The sequence below is a fragment of the Klebsiella sp. 28 genome, assembly GCF_018223905.1.
GTDB classification, from domain to species: domain Bacteria; phylum Pseudomonadota; class Gammaproteobacteria; order Enterobacterales; family Enterobacteriaceae; genus Klebsiella; species Klebsiella pneumoniae.
Genome location: NZ_JAGRQY010000081.1, coordinates 1 through 18145 on the forward strand (window position 1 = coordinate 1; position 18145 = coordinate 18145).

Consider the following 18145-nt stretch of genomic DNA (forward strand, 5'->3'; position numbering starts at 1 on the left):
GATTAAGACTTTTCCTATACCGCATAATACAACAGAATCAAGCGATATTATCAGATTTTTATTCTAGTTGTGTATGCCTATGTGGTTATTTGTTTTGATTATTCTAACTGATAAAATTCACTTGGTCAGTCAGCAGCGGGCAGGTACTCTGCACCGGCAAGAAGAGGATTTGTCAGGGAGTTGTGGATGACTAAAGGCTATAAACTACTTGGCTATAAGTTAGCGGATAATATTTTCTACTGCCTGCATCATCGGGAAATTATCACGCTGCGCGGGACACGGACGCAAGTCCAGCTACGCAGCACCATGGCCTGTTTACTGGAGTACCTGCTGGCGCACGGCAGAGAACGTCTGGTCAGCGATGAAGAGTTAATGATTAACGTTTGGGAAAAAAATAATCTCCGCCCTTCCGCGCAGCGCCTATGGCAGGTTATTCAGAGCTTAAAGTCTCGCTTACACCAGGCTGGCGTGGAGAGCGCGTTAATCATCCGCGTTAAGTGTGCGGGGTATTATATTAATAACGTTTACGTAGCCGAAATTTATTCATACAAACCGCCGGGGATGATGAATTATATAAACACTTCGCCTGCTGATATGAATAAGCTTCTGGTACGCAGCTAATCCCCCCCCCCGCGCCGTTTACATCGCCAGCAACAGGGTTTATTCGTTGAATATTTTAATTCACAGCAATAATATTTATTTTAATATCGGTATCGCCCAGTGTTTTCGGGATATTCAGAAAACAGCGCCCGAATTAAAGGTTATTCACTCCCTGCCCCTCAGCCATCTTCCAGAACTGTCCGGGCTGGATGTGATTATTTTGTCACTGGAAAACTATCATGATTACCTGGCTGCCGCTGAAATCGCTCAGCACTTTCAGGGCCTGGTCATCGGCTTTACGTCAGCCGGCAACGTAAGGCGCGGACGCGCCTTTTTCGCGGATACCCTACTGTGGGTCAGCCAGCGCGAAGCGGTACGTGAAGTGAACCGCCTTCTGCGCTGCCTGGCCGAGCGCCGCTGGCCACTCGTGCCGCGTCACCAACGTCAGAGCGTTTCTTTCCGTCAACGAGCCCCGCTCAACCGCCTGGAGATGCGGATGATTGATGCCACCATGAAGGGTCAGTCGGTTCATCAAATGGCCGCTACGCTGGGGATTAATCGCAAGCGGGTCTATAACGGCCTGGAAAGGATTAAAGTGAATTTCCGCCTGGTCAGTCATAGCCATTTTCATCATTTCATGACCGACAGGCTCTCTTTTAGTCGCCTGTCTGCCGACCTCCGATGCCTGACCACAGCGGCTAATGCAACCCTGCCGCCGCGCGCAGCCTCGAGGCTGGCGGAAAATCATTCATATTATTTGAAAGAGTTTCGCAAATTGTTTTGATTTTAGGCTCCAGCAATCAAGCGTATTCTTTATCACATCAGGGCAACAGGCCCTTTATCAGACACCAAATTAAGGAATACGACCATGAAATTCATCAAAACTTTCGTTGCTGTTGCTGCGCTGTCTCTGTTCTCTGCTGCCAGCTTTGCTCAGAGCGTCAGCGCCACTGCCTCCACGCTGGACCGCGCGGAAGCTAAAATTGCCGCCCAGGCCGCAGAACAGGGTGCATCCTATAAAATTACCAGCGCCCAGTTTAACAACCGTGTTCATATGACGGCTGAACTGAGCAAATAAACCCTTGCCCCTAAACGTTTCCTAAAGCGCCGCCTGGACGGCGCTTTAGTTTTTCCCCCTTCCTGACATTTCCCGGCAGGTCCATGCGGCATTCGCCGGATCCCGGACAATACTGACTCTCAGCACAAAAAGAGCCTGATAGCAATAAATACCCGATTGGCTGGATTATCTGCGGCTTGTCGGCGTAAAGCGGAGAGGTCTGTCGCCGCGAATCAGTCGGAGGCCTTCCGCTGTCTGCAAAGCGGCGCCCATTTTGGCAAAATTTGCGTGACGTGGTGAGGGTTTGCAGGGCCTCCGTGCCCTGGAAAGACTTTATTCGAAAAAGACGTCCGGATTTTCCGACAGCGAAACAAAGGATTTCGTGTTTTTATCCAGCGCCTGAATATCGCCGGTTTCGATGTCGTAGAACCAGCCATGCAGGCGCAGGGTATGGTCGCGCAGACCAACCGCCACCGAAGGATGGGTCTTGATATTATTCAGTTGGGCGATGACGTTTTCCTGCACCATGCCATTGACCTTATCGGTTTCGCTAGCCCAGGTTTTCTTTTCCACCACCGCTTTCGCGGCATCGGCATAGCGTAGCCAGTGAGACACCGCCGGCATCGGCTCAAGGCACTGACAGGTGGCGATCGCTTTCATCGCGCCGCAGTTGGAATGGCCGCAGATCACGATATCCGTCACGCCCAGCGCAACCACGGCATATTCGATGGTCGCGGAAACGCCGCCCGGCTCCGGCCCGAAAGACGGCACGATATTCCCGGCATTACGAATGACAAAGAGCTGTCCCGGCTCCTGCTGGGTAACCAGTTCCGGCACCAGACGGCTGTCAGAACAGGAGATGAAAAGCGCTTTGGGATTCTGGCTGGAGGCCAGGCTGCGGAAGAGTTCTTTACGCTGGGGGAAGATCTCTTTCTGGAAGTTGAGGAAGCCCTCAATGATATGTTGCATAGCAGTGTCTCTTCTCTGTAGTTATTACGGTATGACAAAGATCACAGTTATTCAGTTTACCATCGATGACAAGAATGGGAATCGTTATTCAAACAGTTGCGCAGAAAACGCGCGCCGCCAACGCCTGCTTCTCCCCGTCTAATACACACCTTTTTGACGTGCTTTCCTGAACCAGTTTGCTACTCTGTCTGCTCCAACCGTCCACACGTTACCGACCGCCTGCCTGCGGCGGACATAACAGGAGTCGCTATGTTCCTATCCAGCCTGATGGCCATTGCCGCGGTGCTGATCATGGGCGTGATCAGTCCCGGCCCAAGCTTTATTTTTGTCGCGCGCAATGCCGTCGCTCGCTCGCGTCTGCACGGTATGGTGACCGCCCTCGGTACTGGCGCCGGTGCGGCCATTTTCTCCATTATGGCGATGCTGGGCCTGCAGAAGGTGCTCACCGCGGTGCCGGAGCTGTTTATTGGTTTGAAGGTGGCGGGCGGGCTCTATCTGCTGTGGCTGGGCTATAAAATTTTTCGCGGGTCGGCGCAGCCGATGGACTTTTCCGCCAGCGGGATGGCCGGCAACCGCTCTTTGCTGAAGACCTTCCGCGACGGGCTGTATACTCAGCTCAGCAATCCCAAAACTGCGCTGGTGTTCGCCTCAATTTTTACCGCCCTGCTGCCGGCGCAGATCCCCACCGCCTTCTATTACATCGTGCCGCTGATGAGCTTTCTGATCGACGTCAGCTGGTATTCGCTGGTGGCGCTGGTGCTGTCTGCCGACCGCCCGCGGCGCGTCTACCTGCGGCTGAAGCGGCGGATCGACATCGCCACAGCGACGGTGCTGGGGGCGCTGGGCCTGCGGCTTATCGCCACCTCCCTCACCCGCTAGCGGGTTACACGGTATAGATGCGAATATCGTGCTGCTGAAAGGCAACGCGATATTCGCGACTGATATTCTCTTCCACCACCAGCACATCGATATCGCTGCTGGCGGCCACCACAAACCGCGCTGCTGCCGGAATTTTATCCGAAGTCAGACCAACAATAATTTCGCTGCACTGTTTAATGACCGCTTTCTTGAACTCGCAGTCGGCATAGTCAAAGCCGGTCAGGCCCGACTCTGGCGCCATCGCGCAGCCGCCGATAAACCCCTGGTCGAATAACATGCCCTGCACCTGAGCCACCGCCGCGGCGCCGACGCAACCGCCGCTCGCGCGCTGTACCTGGCCGCCAAGGATCACCACGTCATACAGCGGTTTTTTCACCAGTACCGCGGCGATCTCCGGCGAGTTCGTTACCACCGTCAGCGCCAGCTCGGTGGGCAGCGCCTCGGCCATCGCCAGATTGGTGGTCCCGGTATCAATGAAAATAGTGCCGCCGGGCTTCACCAGCCGGGCACACTGTTGCGCGATCCTGAGCTTTATCGCGCGGTTTTTATCTTTCCGCTGACTGTAATCCCCCGCTTCCGGCAGACTCAGCACCGCCCCGCCATACACCTTTTTACAGAATCCCTCGCGGCTGAGCTCATGCAGATCGCGGCGGATGGTATGCTCCGACACCTGAAGACGCGCCGCCAGCTCCGCGCACACCACTCTGCCGTTTTCCTGCAGGATCTGGCAAATCAGCGCTTGTCGCTGTTGAGGGAAAGCAGCATAATCGAGCATAATATAATCCTTAAATGATCAAAACCGAGCAGTAGCAAGCATGATCGTCTGCCCTGCTCTGGTTGTCAACGTTCCTGCCCGGAGGTTTACCATGAAAATTGCCCATTTCGCCCTGTGGACCCAACAGCTCGACGTCCAGGCCCGCTTCTGGGTGGACTTCTTTGCCGCCAGCATCAATGAAAAATACCTTAGCCAGACCAACCCCGGCTTTGCCTCCTATTTTGTTACTATCGACGACGAGGTGGTGATCGAGCTGATGACCAAGCCTGGCCTGCAGCAGGCCTGCGCGGATAATAACCATACCGGCTGGGCGCATCTGGCCCTCTCGGTGGGCGGGGCGGAACAGGTCGATGCCATCGCCCAACGCGCCGGGGCCGCCGGAATACTGATTTCGCCGCCGCGCACCACCGGCGACGGCTATTATGAGGCGGTGATCGCCGATCCCGATGGCAACCTGATCGAAATCGTCGCATAGTCAGCAGAACGCCAGTATTCAGGAGGCATCCATGGCACATTACCGGATTATCGACACCGCATCCTGGCCCCGCCGGGACCATTTCACTTTTTACCGCCAATTCGCCAACCCCAGCTTTAATCTCTGCGTGCCGATAGCGGCGCAGCGCCTGTACGAATGTGCGAAGGACCGTCGGGTCTCGTTTTTTCAGCTCGCGCTCTATGCCCTGCTGCGCGCGGCCAACGGGGTACCGCAGCTACGCCAGCGAGTGCGGAACGATGAGGTGATTGAATATGACAGTCTGGCAGTAATGACGCCGGTGATGACCGTCGGAGAGGGATTCCGTCAGGTGTGGTGCGACAATGCTCCCGAGTTCACCGCCTTCAGCGCCGCGGCTACGCCGAAGATTGTCGCGGCAAGAGAGACATCCCCGGCGCCGCTCATCGTCGATGGCGAGCATTTTATCTGCGCCAGCTGTCTGCCATGGCTCCACTTCACCTCGATGACCCATGCGGAATATGCCGTCGGCGCGGCGGTCCCCGCGCTCACCTGGGGAAAATTGCAGAATGGCGTTGTCCCGGTGGCCGGGCGGTTTAACCATGCCTTCGTCGATGGTCTCCACGCCAGCCGCTTTTATGCCCTTGTCGAAGAGGGATTTAATGACCCCGAGCGGCTCTGGTTGCCGCTAACCGAAACCGCACCCTCCCTGCTTCCCCCAGCGGCGAAGGAGCGTTAACGTCTGCCCGGAACTGACCGCCAGGGAGCCTTACTCCCTACACGGTGGTCGGTACGGGGCCACTATCATCGTTCCCTTTCAGCCGGCGAATACCGCGCAGGTGTGACGCCTGTTCAGAACCTCGCGATTGAAAAACTGGGTCACAGACAGCATGCTGACCAACCATCATCAGACAGCGGAAACCACTGCTTCATAGCCATAAAATGGGATTATATTGCCGATCCTTTGCTAAGGATAATTAGTTATAAATCATAGCGTTTCAGTGTTAGACAGGGCGAAGTGCGCCTCTTATCTTTCGTCATGAATTGTAAATAACCACGCAATCATTTGATGAGGTAGCACTTTTGTCCAGATTACAACAAGGATTAAAAACCAGACAAACCCGCTTCGCCCTGGCGCTAAAAGTGGCCCTGCTCGGCGGCGTGGTAGCATTTTCTTCTGCTGTCTTTGCTGAGGGTCTCCTGAAAGAAGGTATCACCCCGGCCACTGACGCCAGCCAGATCCCGGCCAGCGCCAAACTGCGCACAGACACGGTGGTGGCCGGGATCTCCGAGCCGCAAGGGATCTTTAACCCCTACTTTTTCGTCAACGGCTGGGATGAGAACGTGACTAACGTCATTTTTTCACGCCTGATCGACTGGGACAGCCAGGGCAAGCTGGTCCCGGGACTGGCGGAGAGCTGGACGGTCAGCCCGGATAACAAAGTCTATACCATCAAATTGCGCCCTGGCCTCACCTTCAGCGACGGCTCACCGCTGACGGCGGAAGATGTCGCCTTTACCCTGACGGTCCTGCTCGACCCCAGCTATGATGGCGATACCGACATCACCCTGGCCAATATCGCCGGCGGGGCGGACTACAAAGCCGGCAAGGCTGATAGCGTCAGCGGCCTGAAGGTCATCGACCCGCTCACCCTGCAGGTGACCACCACGCAGCCAGGCGCCACCACGCTGGCCAAAATTGGCGGGCCTGTACTGTCGAAAGCCTGGTACGGCAAAGGGTATCAGCGGGGAAATCTCGACTATCTGCGCTCACTGCACGGCAAGCCGCTGGGCAACGGCCCTTACGTGTACGACAAATACATTCCCGGTCAGGAAATACGCTTCCATGCCAATAGCCATTTTTACCGTGGGACGCCGCCAACGCCGCGCTTTATCTATCGCGTGACCAATCCGTCCACCAACTTCCAGCTGTTCCAGACCGGGGAGACCGACTACGACGCCTTTACCTCGCGCCCCGACGATATTGAGCAACTGAAGATGCTCGGCTTCGCCAATATTAATCTTTACGGCTCCAGCGACTACAGCCAGGTGGAATTCAACGTGCATCGCCCGGCGCTACAGGATAAGCGGGTGCGCCAGGCGCTGATTTACGGCCTGGATAGGCAGAAGCTGATCGACGTGGTCTATCAGGGATACGGCAAAGTCGCCATCGAACCGATCGCGCCGATCTCCTGGGCCTTTAACGCTGAAGGCGTCAACCCTTACCCTTACGATCCGGCACAGGCCAAAAAGCTGCTGGATGAGGCCGGCTGGAAACCAGGCGCCGACGGTATCCGCGCCAAAGACGGCCAGCGCCTGGAGCTGACCCTGCTGGTGAGCAAGAAGGTGCTCAACGATGCGCTGATCCCCATCGCCAAGGAGAACTGGCGGCAGATCGGCGTGCTGCTTAAGCCGCAGGTGGTGGATTTCAACGCCCTGATGGCGCAACGCAAAGCCGGAAATTACGATTTGGCCTCGTTCAGCACCAGCACCCTCAACGACCCGCACGACGGGGTATGGGATTTCTACAGCAGCGAAGCTAAAGAGTCCGGCTACCATAACGCGGAAGTCGATAAGCTGATTAACGCCGGCAACGCAGTGCTCGACATCGAACAGCGCAAGCCGATCTACCACCAGCTGTATAAAGTGCTGGCCGACGATCCGCCGGTGATCCTGCTCGGCTATCGCGAGATCCTTTCCGCCAGCAGCGCCCGCGTCAGCGGCTTTAAGCCGGATATCTACAACGGCCTGACCGGCAGCCTGCCGGATGTAAAAATCGTCAAATAAATCCCTGGCCGCCGGGTTAACCGGCGGCTGATGTGAGACCGTCATGAGAAATTTCATCCTGAGGCGCCTGCTGCAAACGCTGCCGATGCTGCTGCTGGCCTCCTTCATTATTTTTTTGCTGTTTGCCAAAACCCCCGGCGACTTTATCGATGGCAATATCACCCTGACCGCTGCCCGCGCCGCGGAGCTAAAGGCGATCTACGGCCTCGACCAGCCGCTGTTGACCCGCTACCTCCACTGGCTGGGACAGTTGCTGCGCGGTGATTTAGGCTTTTCGCTGCAGTATCAGATCCCGGTCAGCCAGTTGCTCAACCAGTACATCTGGAACTCTTTTCTGCTGGCCAGCGTCGCGCTGGTCTTTTACTGGGGCATCGGCCTGGCGGTGGGCGTGGTTTCTGCCCTGCGCCCTGGCTCCTGGTTTGATCATCTGGTGAGCGTCGCGGTGTTTGCCGCCATGTCGTTCCCCACCTTTTTCCTCTGCCTGCTGCTGATTAAATGGTTCGCCGTCGATCTCCACTGGCTGCCGGTAGGCGGGATGACCAATACCGGCAGCGACGAGAGCGGCTGGCAGTATGTGCTGCAGGTGGCTGCCCATCTGGCGCTGCCGGTGCTGGCGCTGGTGATGCTGCAGGCGGGCAGCCTGACGCGCTATGTGCGCGCCAGTATGCTCGACGTGGTGAAAATGGATTTTATCCGTACCGCCCGCGCCAAGGGGTTGCAGGAGCGCACGGTGATCCTCAAACATGCCCTGCGCAACGCCCTGCTGCCGATTATCACCCTGCTGGGCTTCGAGCTGCCGGGGCTGTTCTCCGGGGCGATCATTACCGAAAAGGTATTCAACTGGCCGGGGGCGGGCCACATTCATATCGACTCGCTGGCCGCCCGCGACTATCCGGTACTGATGGGGTTTACCCTGTTTCTGGCGGTGCTGACGATAGTCGGGAATCTGCTCGCCGACGTGCTGTACGCCTGGGCCGATCCGCGTATTCGGGTGAGGTCATAATGATCCTGTCTTACTTAGCTTCCCGTCGCCGCCAGCGGCAGGCGGCTATCCCGGCGCTGGCGCACATTACCCCCTCTCCCTGGCGCCAGGGGTGGCGACAGCTGCGCCGTAACTGGCAGGCCATGTTCTGCTTGATCCTGCTGGCGGTGATGGCGGTGTGGTGCGTGCTGGGGCCCGTCTGGTCGCCGTGGAGTGATGATGCCACCGACGCCCTGAGCATCAACCAGCCGCCCGGGGCGGAACACTGGCTGGGGACCGATTTCCTCGGTCGCGATGTCTACACCCGCCTGCTGCTGGCCGGGCGCATCTCGCTGATTATCGGCCTGCTGACCATGGTGATGTCGGTGTGCCTCGGCTACCTGCTCGGCGCCCTCTCGGGTTACGTCGGCGGGTTAACCGACAAACTGATCATGCGCGTGGCCGACCTGGTGATGACTATCCCCGGGTTACCGCTGTTAATTGTCGCCGGGGCGATGCTTTCCGAGCTCGATTTTTCGCCGGACTCGCGCATTTATATGGTGGTGGTGATGCTCAGCCTGCTGGAGTGGCCCCGACTGGCGCGGCTGGTGCGCGGACAATGTCTCTCCCTGCGCGAACGCGATTTTATGCTGGCCACCCAGGTGCTGGGCCTGTCGGCGCGTCGCCGGCTGTTTGGCCACCTGCTGCCGAATACCATTCCGATTCTGGTGGTGATGGCGACCATGGCCGTCGCCAACGCCATTCTCAGTGAATCCGCGCTAAGCTATCTCGGCCTCGGCGTGGTGCCGCCGACGCCGTCGTGGGGCAATATGATGGATGCCGCTAACAGCCTGATCGATTTCCAGCGTCGCCCCTGGCTGTGGATGCCGCCGGGCATCGCCATCTTTATCACCGTGATCGCCATCAACGTGCTGGGCGATGGCCTGCGCGATGCCATGGATCCCAATATGAAACCGAGGCTGAAATGACCACGCCGTTAGTCTCCTTTAATCATCTTTCCGTCTCTTTCGCCGGCGAACGCTCTCGCGTGCGCGCGGTGCAGGAGGTTTCTTTCACCATTCAGGCCGGGCAAACCGTTGGCGTGGTGGGTGAATCCGGCTGCGGCAAAAGCGTCACCGCCATGGCGCTGATGGGCCTCCTGCCGCCGCAGACGGCGCGCATCGACGGCGGCGAGATCCGCTTCGCGGACCGCGATCTGCTGCGGCTGAAAGCCAGACAGATGGCCGATCTGCGCGGTCACCAGCTGGCAATGATTTTTCAGGAACCGATGTCGGCCCTCAACCCGGTGTTGACCATCGGGGAGCAGCTGTGCGAACCGCCGATCCGCCACCTCGGCGCCACGCCGAAAGCCGCCTGGCATCAGGCCATCCAGCTGTTAAGCGAGGTCGGCCTGGCGCGCGGGGACAGCCTGATGACCCGCTATCCTCACCAGCTTTCCGGCGGCATGCTGCAGCGTGTGATGATCGCCATGGCGCTGAGCTGTCGGCCCAAACTGCTGATCGCCGACGAACCCACCACCGCGCTCGACGTGACCGTGCAGGCGCAGATCCTACGCCTGCTGCGGGATCGGGCCCGGGCCAGCCAGATGGCGATGATGCTGATTACCCACGACCTGGGGGTGATCGCGCAGATGGCCGAGCAGGTGGTGGTGATGTATGCCGGACGAATTGTGGAACAAGGCGCCACCGCGGAAGTGCTACGGCATCCTCAGCATCCCTACACGCGGGGGCTGATCGCCTCCCGACCGGTGCCCGGTGAGCGGCGTCGGCGGCTGTACTCAATTCCCGGCCAGGTGCCGGATCTGGCAGCCCTGCCGGCGGGCTGCGCCTTTGCCGGGCGCTGCGAGCGGGCGACGGCGCGCTGCCGGGAGGCGATTCCGCCGCTGCTCGGCGACCGCCAACGTGCTGCCTGCTTTTATAGCGAATTTGCGGAGGTGACAGCATGAGCGAACGCTATGTCATTGAAGTGGATGGATTGAAAAAATATTTTCCGCTACGCGACGGCCTGTTTGGTCAGCAGACCGGCGAGCTTCGCGCGGTGGACGGCGTCAGCTTTAATATCCGTCCGGGCACCATTTTTGGCCTGGTGGGCGAGTCCGGCAGCGGTAAAACCACCGTCGGCCGGACCCTGCTTGGCCTGTACGAGAAGAGCGCCGGCAGCGTGAAATTTCACGGTCAGGAGCTGGCCGACCTGACCGCGCCTGCCCTGCGCGCTATCCGGCCCAGGATGCAGCTGGTGTTTCAGGACCCCTATAGCTCGCTGAACCCGCGGCTGCGTATTGGCGACGCGATTGGCGAAGCCATGCTGCAGCACAAACTGTGCGCCCGCAATGAGCTATATGACCNNCCGGGCAATACCGATCCGCTGACGCTGGCCGCCGGAGAACTGACGCGGGAAGCGTCTTCATCACGTCGATCACCCGGTCATATAGCTCATTGCGGGCGCTGATCCTCAACCCGGATTTTATCGTCGCCGATGAACCCATCTCGGCCCTTGATGTGTCGATTCAGGCGCAGATCATCAATTTGTTTTCCGACCTGCGCGACAACCGCGGCGTCACGTTTCTGTTTATCTCCCACGACCTCGGGGTGGTGGAGCATTTATGTGACGATGTGGCGGTGATGTATCTCGGGCAACTGGTGGAAAGCGCCAGCCGCGATGCGCTGTTCAGCCGCCCCCTCCATCCCTATACCCGCGCCCTGATGGCTGCGGTGCCGACCCTCGACCCGCACAGCGAACCGCAGGCGCTGGTGCAAGGCGAGATCCCGGATCCGGCCAATCCCCCCGCCGGCTGCCGCTTTTCATCCCGCTGCCCGCTGGCCAGCGAACGTTGCCGCAGAGAGCCTCCGGCGCTGCGCGAGGTGGCCCCGGGCCATCGGGTCGCCTGTCATTGGGTCGCATCCTGAGCGCGGTCGATGGGGTTATTTATTTCTAAACAACCGACCGATGGTGCGCGGCAGCGCCAGGATTTACTATCCGCCCCGTCTTGTGAGACGCGCGATAAATGAAGCGGAACATCTTTGTACTCTTTTGCCCAATGGCTTCGGGCATTTTTTCTCCACGCCCGGGAGCGATCCTCCCGGCAAGATATTTAGCGGGGCGCGGTCGCCCGTCTGTCAAAACGCAGCAATGGAATTGCTCGTCCGCGTCCCGCTACCCTTTTCCCGCCGCTAATTAAATAAGGGCAAAAAAATAAGACAACATGAGATTGCCTGGGGTATAGCTTTATCTTATTTTTTAAGCGTGTACTCCCTGTTAAGGTATCAACATCATGCTTAAGCGTCGCACTCTCAAAACAGCACTGGCGGCGGTTATTTCCCTTGCCGTCATGGCCGCGCCAGCGTATGCCAACCCGGGTAATGGCAATGGCAACGGCGGTGGTAATCACGGGAACAGTGGTAACCATGGCAATAGCGGCAATCATGGTAACAACGGTAACAGTGGCGACCATGGCAATAAAGGGCAAAATAAAGGCCAGTCCACTGAAGATCACGGCAAACGGAAAAACTACGGCAAGCCCGACCACGTCGACAGCGATATTAGCTTCTCACGGGCGCGCTCCCTTGCCGTGAACTACGGTCTGGTCGGCTATCAGGCGCTGCCGCCGGGTATCGCCAAAAATGTCGCCCGCGGCAAACCGCTCCCTCCGGGGATCGCCAAAAAGACCCTGCCAGCTTCTATGATTAACGACCTGCCCTATTATCCGGGCTATGAATGGCGGGCGGTCGGCGATGATCTGGTGCTGGTGGCCCTGAGCACCGCGATCGTCACCGCCGTGATTAACGGTGTGTTTGACTAAATCATCTGCTTATTGAAAAGCCTCGCCTCGGCGAGGCTTTTTTGTGCCTGATGCCGGTGAGTGACGGCTCACCGGCATAACCAGTATGATAACGGTTCAACCAACCCGGGACCGACTATGGACAAAGACACAGTAGTAACGCTGTTGAAATACAAGCGCTGGATTGACCTTGCCACCTTACAGGCGATCCGCGCGATTGACGGAACGGTACATGGCGAAAAGCGTCACCTGACCATCAGGCTGATGAACCATATCCATGTCGTTGATATGATTTTCCGGGCGAATCTGCGCGGCAGGCCGCACGGCTACACCGCGCTGAATACCCCTGAGACGCCAACCGTTGATGAGCTGGAAACGGCCATGACCGCCTGTACGGACGAATACATTCAGTACGTCAGCGCCATGACCCCCGCCGATTTCCACGAACGTATCGCCTTCAAATTTGTCGACGGCGGCGACGGCAATATGACCGCGATGGAGATGCTGAACCACATGCTCTTTCACGGCGCCTATCACCGTGGGGCGGTGGGCTGGATGATTGGCGAATGCGGCGGCGTGCCGCCGAAAGAGGTGCTGACCGTTTTCCTGCGCGACCATCATTCCTGACCGAGCGAAACCATTCGCCGTCGATTACGCGGAGAATCAGCAGGAGCTCTGCCTGATGTCGAGTATGGGTTTTCTGGTACAGGGCGCTAAGGTGGGTTCCGATCGTGGCGATAGATACGCCCAGATGTAAGGCGTCATGCCCCGCACCAGCAGCTCCGCCACTGCGTTTTCGGCGGGCTTGACGTTAAACAACTCCATCAAGGCGCTGCCGGTGAGAAACGCCAGTTTCTGCAGCGCCGATTTCCACAAATCAGGATCCAGGGTAGCCATCAGCACCGTTTCCAGGATCTCGATATAAATCCGGTCCGTATCACTCGCCATACCGCCGCCTGTGAGACACAGTTTCCGCTGCCGGAGCGGCGCATATGGCCGCCCTGTTCCGTCAGCGAAACAATGACAATCCCGGTTCGCTGAGCAGACCGGGAAAGGCGGTTGCCGGGAGCGTGACGCCAATGCGCTGTCATGGGGGTCAGGATCCGCTGTTGCGGGTTTGGATAGCGCCCCCCTTCCGGCATAACGTCAGCCAGATCATCAGGGCGCACAGCAGGGTGACGATCGCCAGCCCGCTAAACAGTAGCGTATAAGCAGAGTCATAGCTCTCGCGCAGCACCCGGAGGGAAAAATCAGGCAAAAGCGCAGCCGCCTGCGGCATATTGCCGGCCCCCAGCCAGCCTGCGGCGCGGTGAATCACCTCGGGGGCATACCCGTGAACGCGACTCTGCAGGGTCAGGGTATTGCTTGCCGTTAATACCGCGGAGACGACCGCCAGGGCGATCCCCTCGCCGGCAACGCGTACGGTGTTGAACAGGCCTGCCGCCATACCGGCTTTGGCGACCGGCACAGCGGATATCGCCAGGCCATCCATCAGTCCCCAGGGAAGCGCCGCCCCCGCCCCACAGAGGATCAGCGCCAGCACCAGCTGCGGGAGGTGGTTACTGTGAAAAGCATCGCCCAGCAACAGCAACCCGGCGGAGGCCATCATCAGTCCCGCCGTGGACACCTGCCCCGGTGAAAACCAGCGGGTGAGCAGGGCCGCAACGGATGGGAAAACCAGCATCGGCGTGGTCAGCGCCATCAGATACAGTGCGCTCTGCGACTCACTCATCCCCTCTCCGCCCATAAAATGCAGTGGAACAATAATCAGCAGGACCACGTAGCAACAGCAGGTGGCGACAGGCAACAACAGTACGCCGACAAAACGCGGATGACGCAGCAGGGAGAGTTCCAGCACCGGGTTGTTCACCCTCCGGCAGCGTACGACAAACGCCACGAACAGCCCCCCCGACGCGATGAGCAAGGCCAGCGTGGTCAGGGATAAAAAACCGCGGGCCGGAATGACCATAAGCGATGCTGTAAACAGCATCAGGGCCAGCGTAAACAGGGATAAGCCCAGGTTGTCGGGTGTCCGCGGCTCGCTTTTTTCTGCCGCAGGCAGAGATACCAGGCCTATAAGCAGAACCCCTGCCGAGAGCAGCGCAAACAGGGCGTATACGCCGCGCCAACCCACCGCGTCGATCATGAAGCCGATCAGCAGCGGACCGAACGCCAGGCCAATGCCGAACACCGTGCCCAGGATGCTGAATGCCCGCGTCCGCTGGGCGCCATCATACAGCTGGGCCAGCGCCGCACTGCCGCTGGCTAAAATCATCGCCGCGGCCAGGCCCTGCAGCGCCCTCAACACGCCTGACAGGAAGAGATTGTGCGTCAGACAAAACAGCAGGCTGCTCAGGCAAAACAGCGCGGCGCCGGCGATAAAAATACGTTTTCTGTCGATGGCATCCGCCGCCAACCCTGCGGCCAGCAAAAAGCTGCCGAATGTCAGCATAAAGCCATTGGTCAGCCACGACAGCGCAGCGGGAGAGCCGCCCAGCGACTGCTGTATCGCGGGGGTGGTCATGACGCCGCCGGTAAAACTTAACGGCAGCAGCAAGGCCGCCATAAAGACAGAAAGCGCGGCCAGGGCGCTGGCGTATCGGGAAGGTGTTCTGGCGGGGAGTAACATCGGGCGGCCCTCATCAGTCGGCAAGGAATGAATAAACTGTCGCCATCCTATTGCGGATGTTATTGCCGATAAATAGACTGAAAATATCTTCTTAAGAGACATAAGGTTTATAATCGATGGACAGCCTCACCTCGCTGACGTCCTTTGTCCGCACCGCCGAAACGCTAAGCTTTGTTCAGGCCGCCAGGCTGCTGGGCATATCTGCCTCGGCGGTGGGTAAGAATGTCGCCCGGCTTGAGCATAAACTGGGGGTCCGGCTGTTCAACCGCAGCACCAGAAACGTCAGCCTGACGGCAGAGGGGGCCGCGTTTCTGACGCGCTGCCAGAGTATCCTGGAGCAGATCCAGGAGGCCGAGTCTGAGCTGACCAGCAGTCTCTCACAGCCCACCGGCAAACTGAGGATTTCACTGCCCGTCATTGGCTACCGCCTGTTACTCCCCGCCCTCACCGCCTTTAGCCGTCTTTATCCGCAGGTTGAACTGGATCTCGACTTTAGCGACCGGCTGGTCAATCTGATCGATGAAGGAGTTGATGTCGCTATCCGCAGCGGTGAATTAGCGGACTCCCGCTTGATCGCCAGAAAGCTGGGGGGCTTTCGTTTTGTGCTCTGCGCCAGTCCGACCTATCTGGCGGAATACGGCGTTCCCGGCTCACCAGCGGAATTAGCGGCGCACAAGTGCATTTTTTTCCGCTTCCCCGCGACGGGGCTGATCCAGCCCTGGGAACTGCGCGGTATGCGACTGACGGGAGATTTCAGGTCCGCTGCCGTGATGACGGTCAATAACATTGAGGCCGCCATTCGCTTAAGCGCGGCGGGGATGGGCATCGCTTATGTGCCTGATTTTGTCGTGCGCGAGGCAATGGATGAGGGACGCCTGCAGGAGGTGTTGCCCGGCTGTTGCGTGAAGGAAGGGCATTTCTCGGTCCTGTGGCCCGCCAGCCGCTATCTGTCATCGCGAATACGTTGCTTCATCGATTTTATGGCTGCGGCAGAGATACCGTTGTCACCCGCATCGGCGCCCCCACCCCTTGTATCAAACAATTTGAGGTGATTAGCTACCCCCACTGAAGCAGAGTGTGCCCCCCTCTTCCCTTTAGGTCAGAAAAGCCTGCACCGCTGAATCCTGATCTGCAGCGTATGGCCCTCCGCTTCACCTTTCACACCAGCTCCTCTGGGTGAAGGTTAGTGGGTTTGAGGTTTACTCAACCACTACAACGATTTTGCCAACCTGTCCATTTGCTTCCATATAGCGCTGTGCATCCGCAATATCCTCAAGCGGGAATGTTTTATCAATGACAGGTTTCAGTTTGCCGGAACGTAACCCTTCGGTGACGAAGGATTTTGCGCGTGCCATTTTTTCAGGGTCCGTCGTAATTTCAAACAGCTCATATCCACGCAGCGTGAGATGCTTACCGAGAATATCAAAGACAGGCACAAGCAGGTCGCGGCTGTCTAGCTCGCCGTACTGGAAGAACATCCCTTGCGGTGCCATCACCTGGGTCAGTTTTGCCACGTCCGGCCCACCGACAGGATCAAAAACAATATGGGCGCCCATGCCATCTGTCGCATGATTGATTTCCGCAACCATATCCTGCTCAGCGCTAGCGATAACAGTGGCGGCACCCGCTTTAAGAAGCATGTCTCTTTTTTCGGCAGTTCGGGTAAGCGCAATGGGTTTAGCACCCAGCATGTTAGCAATCTGTATGGCAGCCAGTCCTACGCTGCTTGATGCTGCGCGGATCACAACATTCTGCCCAGCCTGAAGGTTGCCATATTCAACCAGCGCGCCATATGCAGTGACATACATCATCCAGCTTGCAGCGGCTTCCTCAAAGGAAAGATTTTCAGGATGCTTCACAACAGCGTGCACAGGTGCATTGACCAGTTCGCCGTACATGCCGTATTCATTAAACATAAACGAAGGGATTACGCTGACCAGATCGCCAGTGGTAAACGCCTCAACATTCTCACCTACGGCCTGCACAACGCCAGCCGCTTCATAACCAAGACGTGCCGGAAATTCCGGCTCAATAACATATTGGCCGTTGCGGTACATGATTTCTGCACGATTAAGACCAATAGCATGTACGCGAATCTGAACTTCACCCGCTGCTGGTGCGGGCACCTCCATATCGACAATTTCCAAAACTTCCGGACCACCGGTGCGGTTAAAGGTAACAACTTTAGACATATTCAGCTCTCGTCAGTTATCAGCACATCTTTCGAATATTGTTGAAGACATGCCCGGTTTATTTACTGACAATCTACGCTGCTATAAACGTACCAAAAATAGCTGACAGGGAACTTCAGTATTACCCATATAATGCGCCTACTTATCAGCCTTTGGGACGTTGGGACGGTATTTTTCACTATATACCCCCAAGTTTTTAGACATGAAAAAAGCTCGATATATTATAAATATATCGAGCCTTTAAGTTACTGTTTTTCAATATCGTTCAAAATCTTGATAATTACAGTATACGGTTTTATGAAGTGGTATATTTGCAAATGCTTATTTTGCAAGGTCTATTTGCTTGATTTATCCTACAATCGTAATGCAAAACCCATGACCGGAAGCAACGAACTTAGGTTCAATCTCACTCAAATCCGAGGATAGCTTTTGTCCGGATTCTTGATTGGGCAATGTATCTGCGCCGCTTGATTTTACCGCTGCGTCCCAACTGCTTTCGATAACTTGTCCGTGATTCTCACCCATGCCGAACATGAGGTCGCTGCTAAAGAAAATACCACGTTTCTTTTCAAAAAATAAAAGTCCTTCCCACATATGCATTTCAGATGGGTAACTGATAGTTTGAAATTCAAAATCATCTCCGGCAAATATTTCATTCGGCTTTTTAATAAGCACATTGTTAGTAATACCAAACCCCATCAGTTGTCTTGCTGTGGTTTCGGAACAAACCGCGACAGCTTCGGGATGTTCTTTGAGAACCAAAGCAAGTCCGCCACATTCGTCTGATTCAAAATGAGAAATTAGAATGTATTTTATTTTGCGTTCACCGAGCAACTCTTGCAACTTAGGAATGGTAGTTTGCGCTTGTGATACGGCTCCGGTCTGAATGAGAACAGGCTCATTTGTCATCAATAAGTATTGGTGCATTGAAAGCTTAATCGGCTCCATTACTTCTGTAAATTGGTATAAATCTTTGATAATCTCTGTCATTGTCAAAACACCTTTTTCTATTTATAGTCTAACCTAAATTCCACGTGTGTTTTTTA

Annotated in this window: 19 protein-coding genes and 1 pseudogene; 14 read left to right on the plus strand and 6 right to left on the minus strand. The window is 56.8% G+C overall.

Annotation, left to right across the window (positions count from 1 at the left end; all coding sequences use genetic code 11):
- Positions 1–186 precede the first annotated feature (186 nt).
- The 3 genes from KHQ28_RS14350 to KHQ28_RS14360 all read left to right on the plus strand — a co-directional run bounded on the left by KHQ28_RS14350 (position 187) and on the right by KHQ28_RS14360 (position 1678).
- Positions 187–621 (plus strand): winged helix-turn-helix domain-containing protein, encoded by a 435-nt coding sequence (locus KHQ28_RS14350; RefSeq protein ID WP_004143863.1) that lies wholly within the window; start codon positions 187–189, stop codon positions 619–621.
- A gap of 46 nt (positions 622–667) precedes the next feature.
- Positions 668–1384 (plus strand): hypothetical protein, encoded by a 717-nt coding sequence (locus KHQ28_RS14355; protein ID WP_032418887.1) that lies wholly within the window; start codon positions 668–670, stop codon positions 1382–1384.
- 84 nt (positions 1385–1468) lie between these two features.
- Positions 1469–1678, plus strand: a complete 210-nt coding sequence (locus KHQ28_RS14360) for a YdgH/BhsA/McbA-like domain containing protein (RefSeq protein WP_002907807.1) — start codon at positions 1469–1471, stop codon at positions 1676–1678.
- A gap of 312 nt (positions 1679–1990) precedes the next feature.
- On the opposite strand, the gene KHQ28_RS14365 is transcribed toward KHQ28_RS14360, so the two are convergent.
- Complete coding sequence (locus KHQ28_RS14365; protein WP_002907811.1) at positions 1991–2626, minus strand: carbonic anhydrase; 636 nt, start codon at positions 2624–2626, stop codon at positions 1991–1993.
- A gap of 249 nt (positions 2627–2875) precedes the next feature.
- Between KHQ28_RS14365 and KHQ28_RS14370 the strand changes: the two genes are divergently transcribed.
- A complete protein-coding gene (locus KHQ28_RS14370) occupies positions 2876–3505 on the plus strand; it encodes a LysE family translocator (RefSeq protein WP_002907812.1) in 630 nt (209 codons plus the stop codon).
- Positions 3506–3509: 4 nt separating this feature from the next.
- On the opposite strand, the gene KHQ28_RS14375 is transcribed toward KHQ28_RS14370, so the two are convergent.
- Entirely contained in the window at positions 3510–4280 is a 771-nt protein-coding gene (locus KHQ28_RS14375; RefSeq protein WP_004180180.1) for a DeoR/GlpR family DNA-binding transcription regulator, read from the minus strand.
- Between the two features lie 91 nt (positions 4281–4371).
- On the opposite strand from KHQ28_RS14375, the gene KHQ28_RS14380 reads away from it, so the two are divergent.
- The 9 genes and pseudogenes from KHQ28_RS14380 (at position 4372) to KHQ28_RS14420 (ending at position 12905) form a co-directional block, all read left to right on the plus strand.
- Positions 4372–4755 (plus strand): VOC family protein, encoded by a 384-nt coding sequence (locus tag KHQ28_RS14380; protein ID WP_014907474.1) that lies wholly within the window; start codon positions 4372–4374, stop codon positions 4753–4755.
- A gap of 31 nt (positions 4756–4786) precedes the next feature.
- Positions 4787–5470 (plus strand): CatA-like O-acetyltransferase, family 1, encoded by a 684-nt coding sequence (locus KHQ28_RS14385; RefSeq protein WP_032418885.1) that lies wholly within the window; start codon positions 4787–4789, stop codon positions 5468–5470.
- 344 nt (positions 5471–5814) lie between these two features.
- Complete coding sequence (locus tag KHQ28_RS14390; RefSeq protein ID WP_004200148.1) at positions 5815–7518, plus strand: ABC transporter substrate-binding protein; 1704 nt, start codon at positions 5815–5817, stop codon at positions 7516–7518.
- 43 nt (positions 7519–7561) lie between these two features.
- The gene (locus KHQ28_RS14395; RefSeq protein ID WP_004175825.1) at positions 7562–8521 is read left to right on the plus strand and encodes an ABC transporter permease; all 960 of its coding nucleotides are present in this window, start codon (positions 7562–7564) and stop codon (positions 8519–8521) included.
- A complete protein-coding gene (opp4C, locus tag KHQ28_RS14400) occupies positions 8518–9468 on the plus strand; it encodes an oligopeptide ABC transporter permease (RefSeq protein ID WP_072198302.1) in 951 nt (316 codons plus the stop codon). Before KHQ28_RS14395 ends, opp4C begins: the two co-directional genes overlap by 4 nt.
- The gene (locus KHQ28_RS14405; protein WP_004151192.1) at positions 9465–10445 is read left to right on the plus strand and encodes an ABC transporter ATP-binding protein; all 981 of its coding nucleotides are present in this window, start codon (positions 9465–9467) and stop codon (positions 10443–10445) included. The genes opp4C and KHQ28_RS14405 overlap by 4 nt, the downstream gene beginning before the upstream one ends.
- Positions 10442–11406 (plus strand): annotated as a pseudogene (locus KHQ28_RS14410) (ABC transporter ATP-binding protein). Before KHQ28_RS14405 ends, KHQ28_RS14410 begins: the two are co-directional and overlap by 4 nt.
- Positions 11407–11771: 365 nt before the next feature.
- Positions 11772–12299 carry an anti-virulence regulator CigR family protein gene (locus KHQ28_RS14415; RefSeq protein WP_002907918.1) on the plus strand — a complete coding sequence of 176 codons (528 nt, stop codon included), beginning with the start codon at positions 11772–11774 and terminating at the stop codon, positions 12297–12299.
- A 117-nt stretch (positions 12300–12416) separates the two neighbouring features.
- Positions 12417–12905 (plus strand): DinB family protein, encoded by a 489-nt coding sequence (locus KHQ28_RS14420; RefSeq protein ID WP_004175817.1) that lies wholly within the window; start codon positions 12417–12419, stop codon positions 12903–12905.
- Between the two features lie 36 nt (positions 12906–12941).
- On the opposite strand, the gene KHQ28_RS14425 is transcribed toward KHQ28_RS14420, so the two are convergent.
- Complete coding sequence (locus KHQ28_RS14425) at positions 12942–13226, minus strand: hypothetical protein (protein WP_004180186.1); 285 nt, start codon at positions 13224–13226, stop codon at positions 12942–12944.
- Positions 13227–13374: 148 nt separating this feature from the next.
- The gene (locus KHQ28_RS14430) at positions 13375–14907 is read right to left on the minus strand and encodes an MFS transporter (RefSeq protein WP_032418882.1); all 1533 of its coding nucleotides are present in this window, start codon (positions 14905–14907) and stop codon (positions 13375–13377) included.
- Positions 14908–15023: 116 nt separating this feature from the next.
- Between KHQ28_RS14430 and KHQ28_RS14435 the strand changes: the two genes are divergently transcribed.
- The gene (locus tag KHQ28_RS14435; RefSeq protein ID WP_032418881.1) at positions 15024–15959 is read left to right on the plus strand and encodes a LysR family transcriptional regulator; all 936 of its coding nucleotides are present in this window, start codon (positions 15024–15026) and stop codon (positions 15957–15959) included.
- A gap of 147 nt (positions 15960–16106) precedes the next feature.
- On the opposite strand, the gene KHQ28_RS14440 is transcribed toward KHQ28_RS14435, so the two are convergent.
- Entirely contained in the window at positions 16107–17099 is a 993-nt protein-coding gene (locus tag KHQ28_RS14440; RefSeq protein WP_032418880.1) for a zinc-dependent alcohol dehydrogenase family protein, read from the minus strand.
- A 348-nt stretch (positions 17100–17447) separates the two neighbouring features.
- Complete coding sequence (locus KHQ28_RS14445; RefSeq protein WP_000134999.1) at positions 17448–18089, minus strand: MBL fold metallo-hydrolase; 642 nt, start codon at positions 18087–18089, stop codon at positions 17448–17450.
- Positions 18090–18145 lie beyond the last annotated feature (56 nt).

Bases quoted from the DNA above. Each gene is read 5' to 3' on its own strand.
- KHQ28_RS14415 (WP_002907918.1), top strand. From the start codon at position 11,772: ATGCTTAAGCGTCGCACTCTCAAAACAGCACTGGCGGCGGTTATTTCC.
- KHQ28_RS14440 (WP_032418880.1), bottom strand. From the start codon at position 17,099: ATGTCTAAAGTTGTTACCTTTAACCGCACCGGTGGTCCGGAAGTTTTG.
- KHQ28_RS14395 (WP_004175825.1), top strand. From the start codon at position 7,562: ATGAGAAATTTCATCCTGAGGCGCCTGCTGCAAACGCTGCCGATGCTG.
- KHQ28_RS14385 (WP_032418885.1), top strand. From the start codon at position 4,787: ATGGCACATTACCGGATTATCGACACCGCATCCTGGCCCCGCCGGGAC.
- KHQ28_RS14420 (WP_004175817.1), top strand. From the start codon at position 12,417: ATGGACAAAGACACAGTAGTAACGCTGTTGAAATACAAGCGCTGGATT.
- KHQ28_RS14350 (WP_004143863.1), top strand. From the start codon at position 187: ATGACTAAAGGCTATAAACTACTTGGCTATAAGTTAGCGGATAATATT.
- KHQ28_RS14360 (WP_002907807.1), top strand. From the start codon at position 1,469: ATGAAATTCATCAAAACTTTCGTTGCTGTTGCTGCGCTGTCTCTGTTC.
- KHQ28_RS14380 (WP_014907474.1), top strand. From the start codon at position 4,372: ATGAAAATTGCCCATTTCGCCCTGTGGACCCAACAGCTCGACGTCCAG.
- KHQ28_RS14365 (WP_002907811.1), bottom strand. From the start codon at position 2,626: ATGCAACATATCATTGAGGGCTTCCTCAACTTCCAGAAAGAGATCTTC.
- KHQ28_RS14405 (WP_004151192.1), top strand. From the start codon at position 9,465: ATGACCACGCCGTTAGTCTCCTTTAATCATCTTTCCGTCTCTTTCGCC.
- KHQ28_RS14375 (WP_004180180.1), bottom strand. From the start codon at position 4,280: ATGCTCGATTATGCTGCTTTCCCTCAACAGCGACAAGCGCTGATTTGC.
- KHQ28_RS14435 (WP_032418881.1), top strand. From the start codon at position 15,024: ATGGACAGCCTCACCTCGCTGACGTCCTTTGTCCGCACCGCCGAAACG.
- KHQ28_RS14425 (WP_004180186.1), bottom strand. From the start codon at position 13,226: ATGGCGAGTGATACGGACCGGATTTATATCGAGATCCTGGAAACGGTG.
- KHQ28_RS14430 (WP_032418882.1), bottom strand. From the start codon at position 14,907: ATGTTACTCCCCGCCAGAACACCTTCCCGATACGCCAGCGCCCTGGCC.
- KHQ28_RS14370 (WP_002907812.1), top strand. From the start codon at position 2,876: ATGTTCCTATCCAGCCTGATGGCCATTGCCGCGGTGCTGATCATGGGC.
- KHQ28_RS14445 (WP_000134999.1), bottom strand. From the start codon at position 18,089: ATGACAGAGATTATCAAAGATTTATACCAATTTACAGAAGTAATGGAG.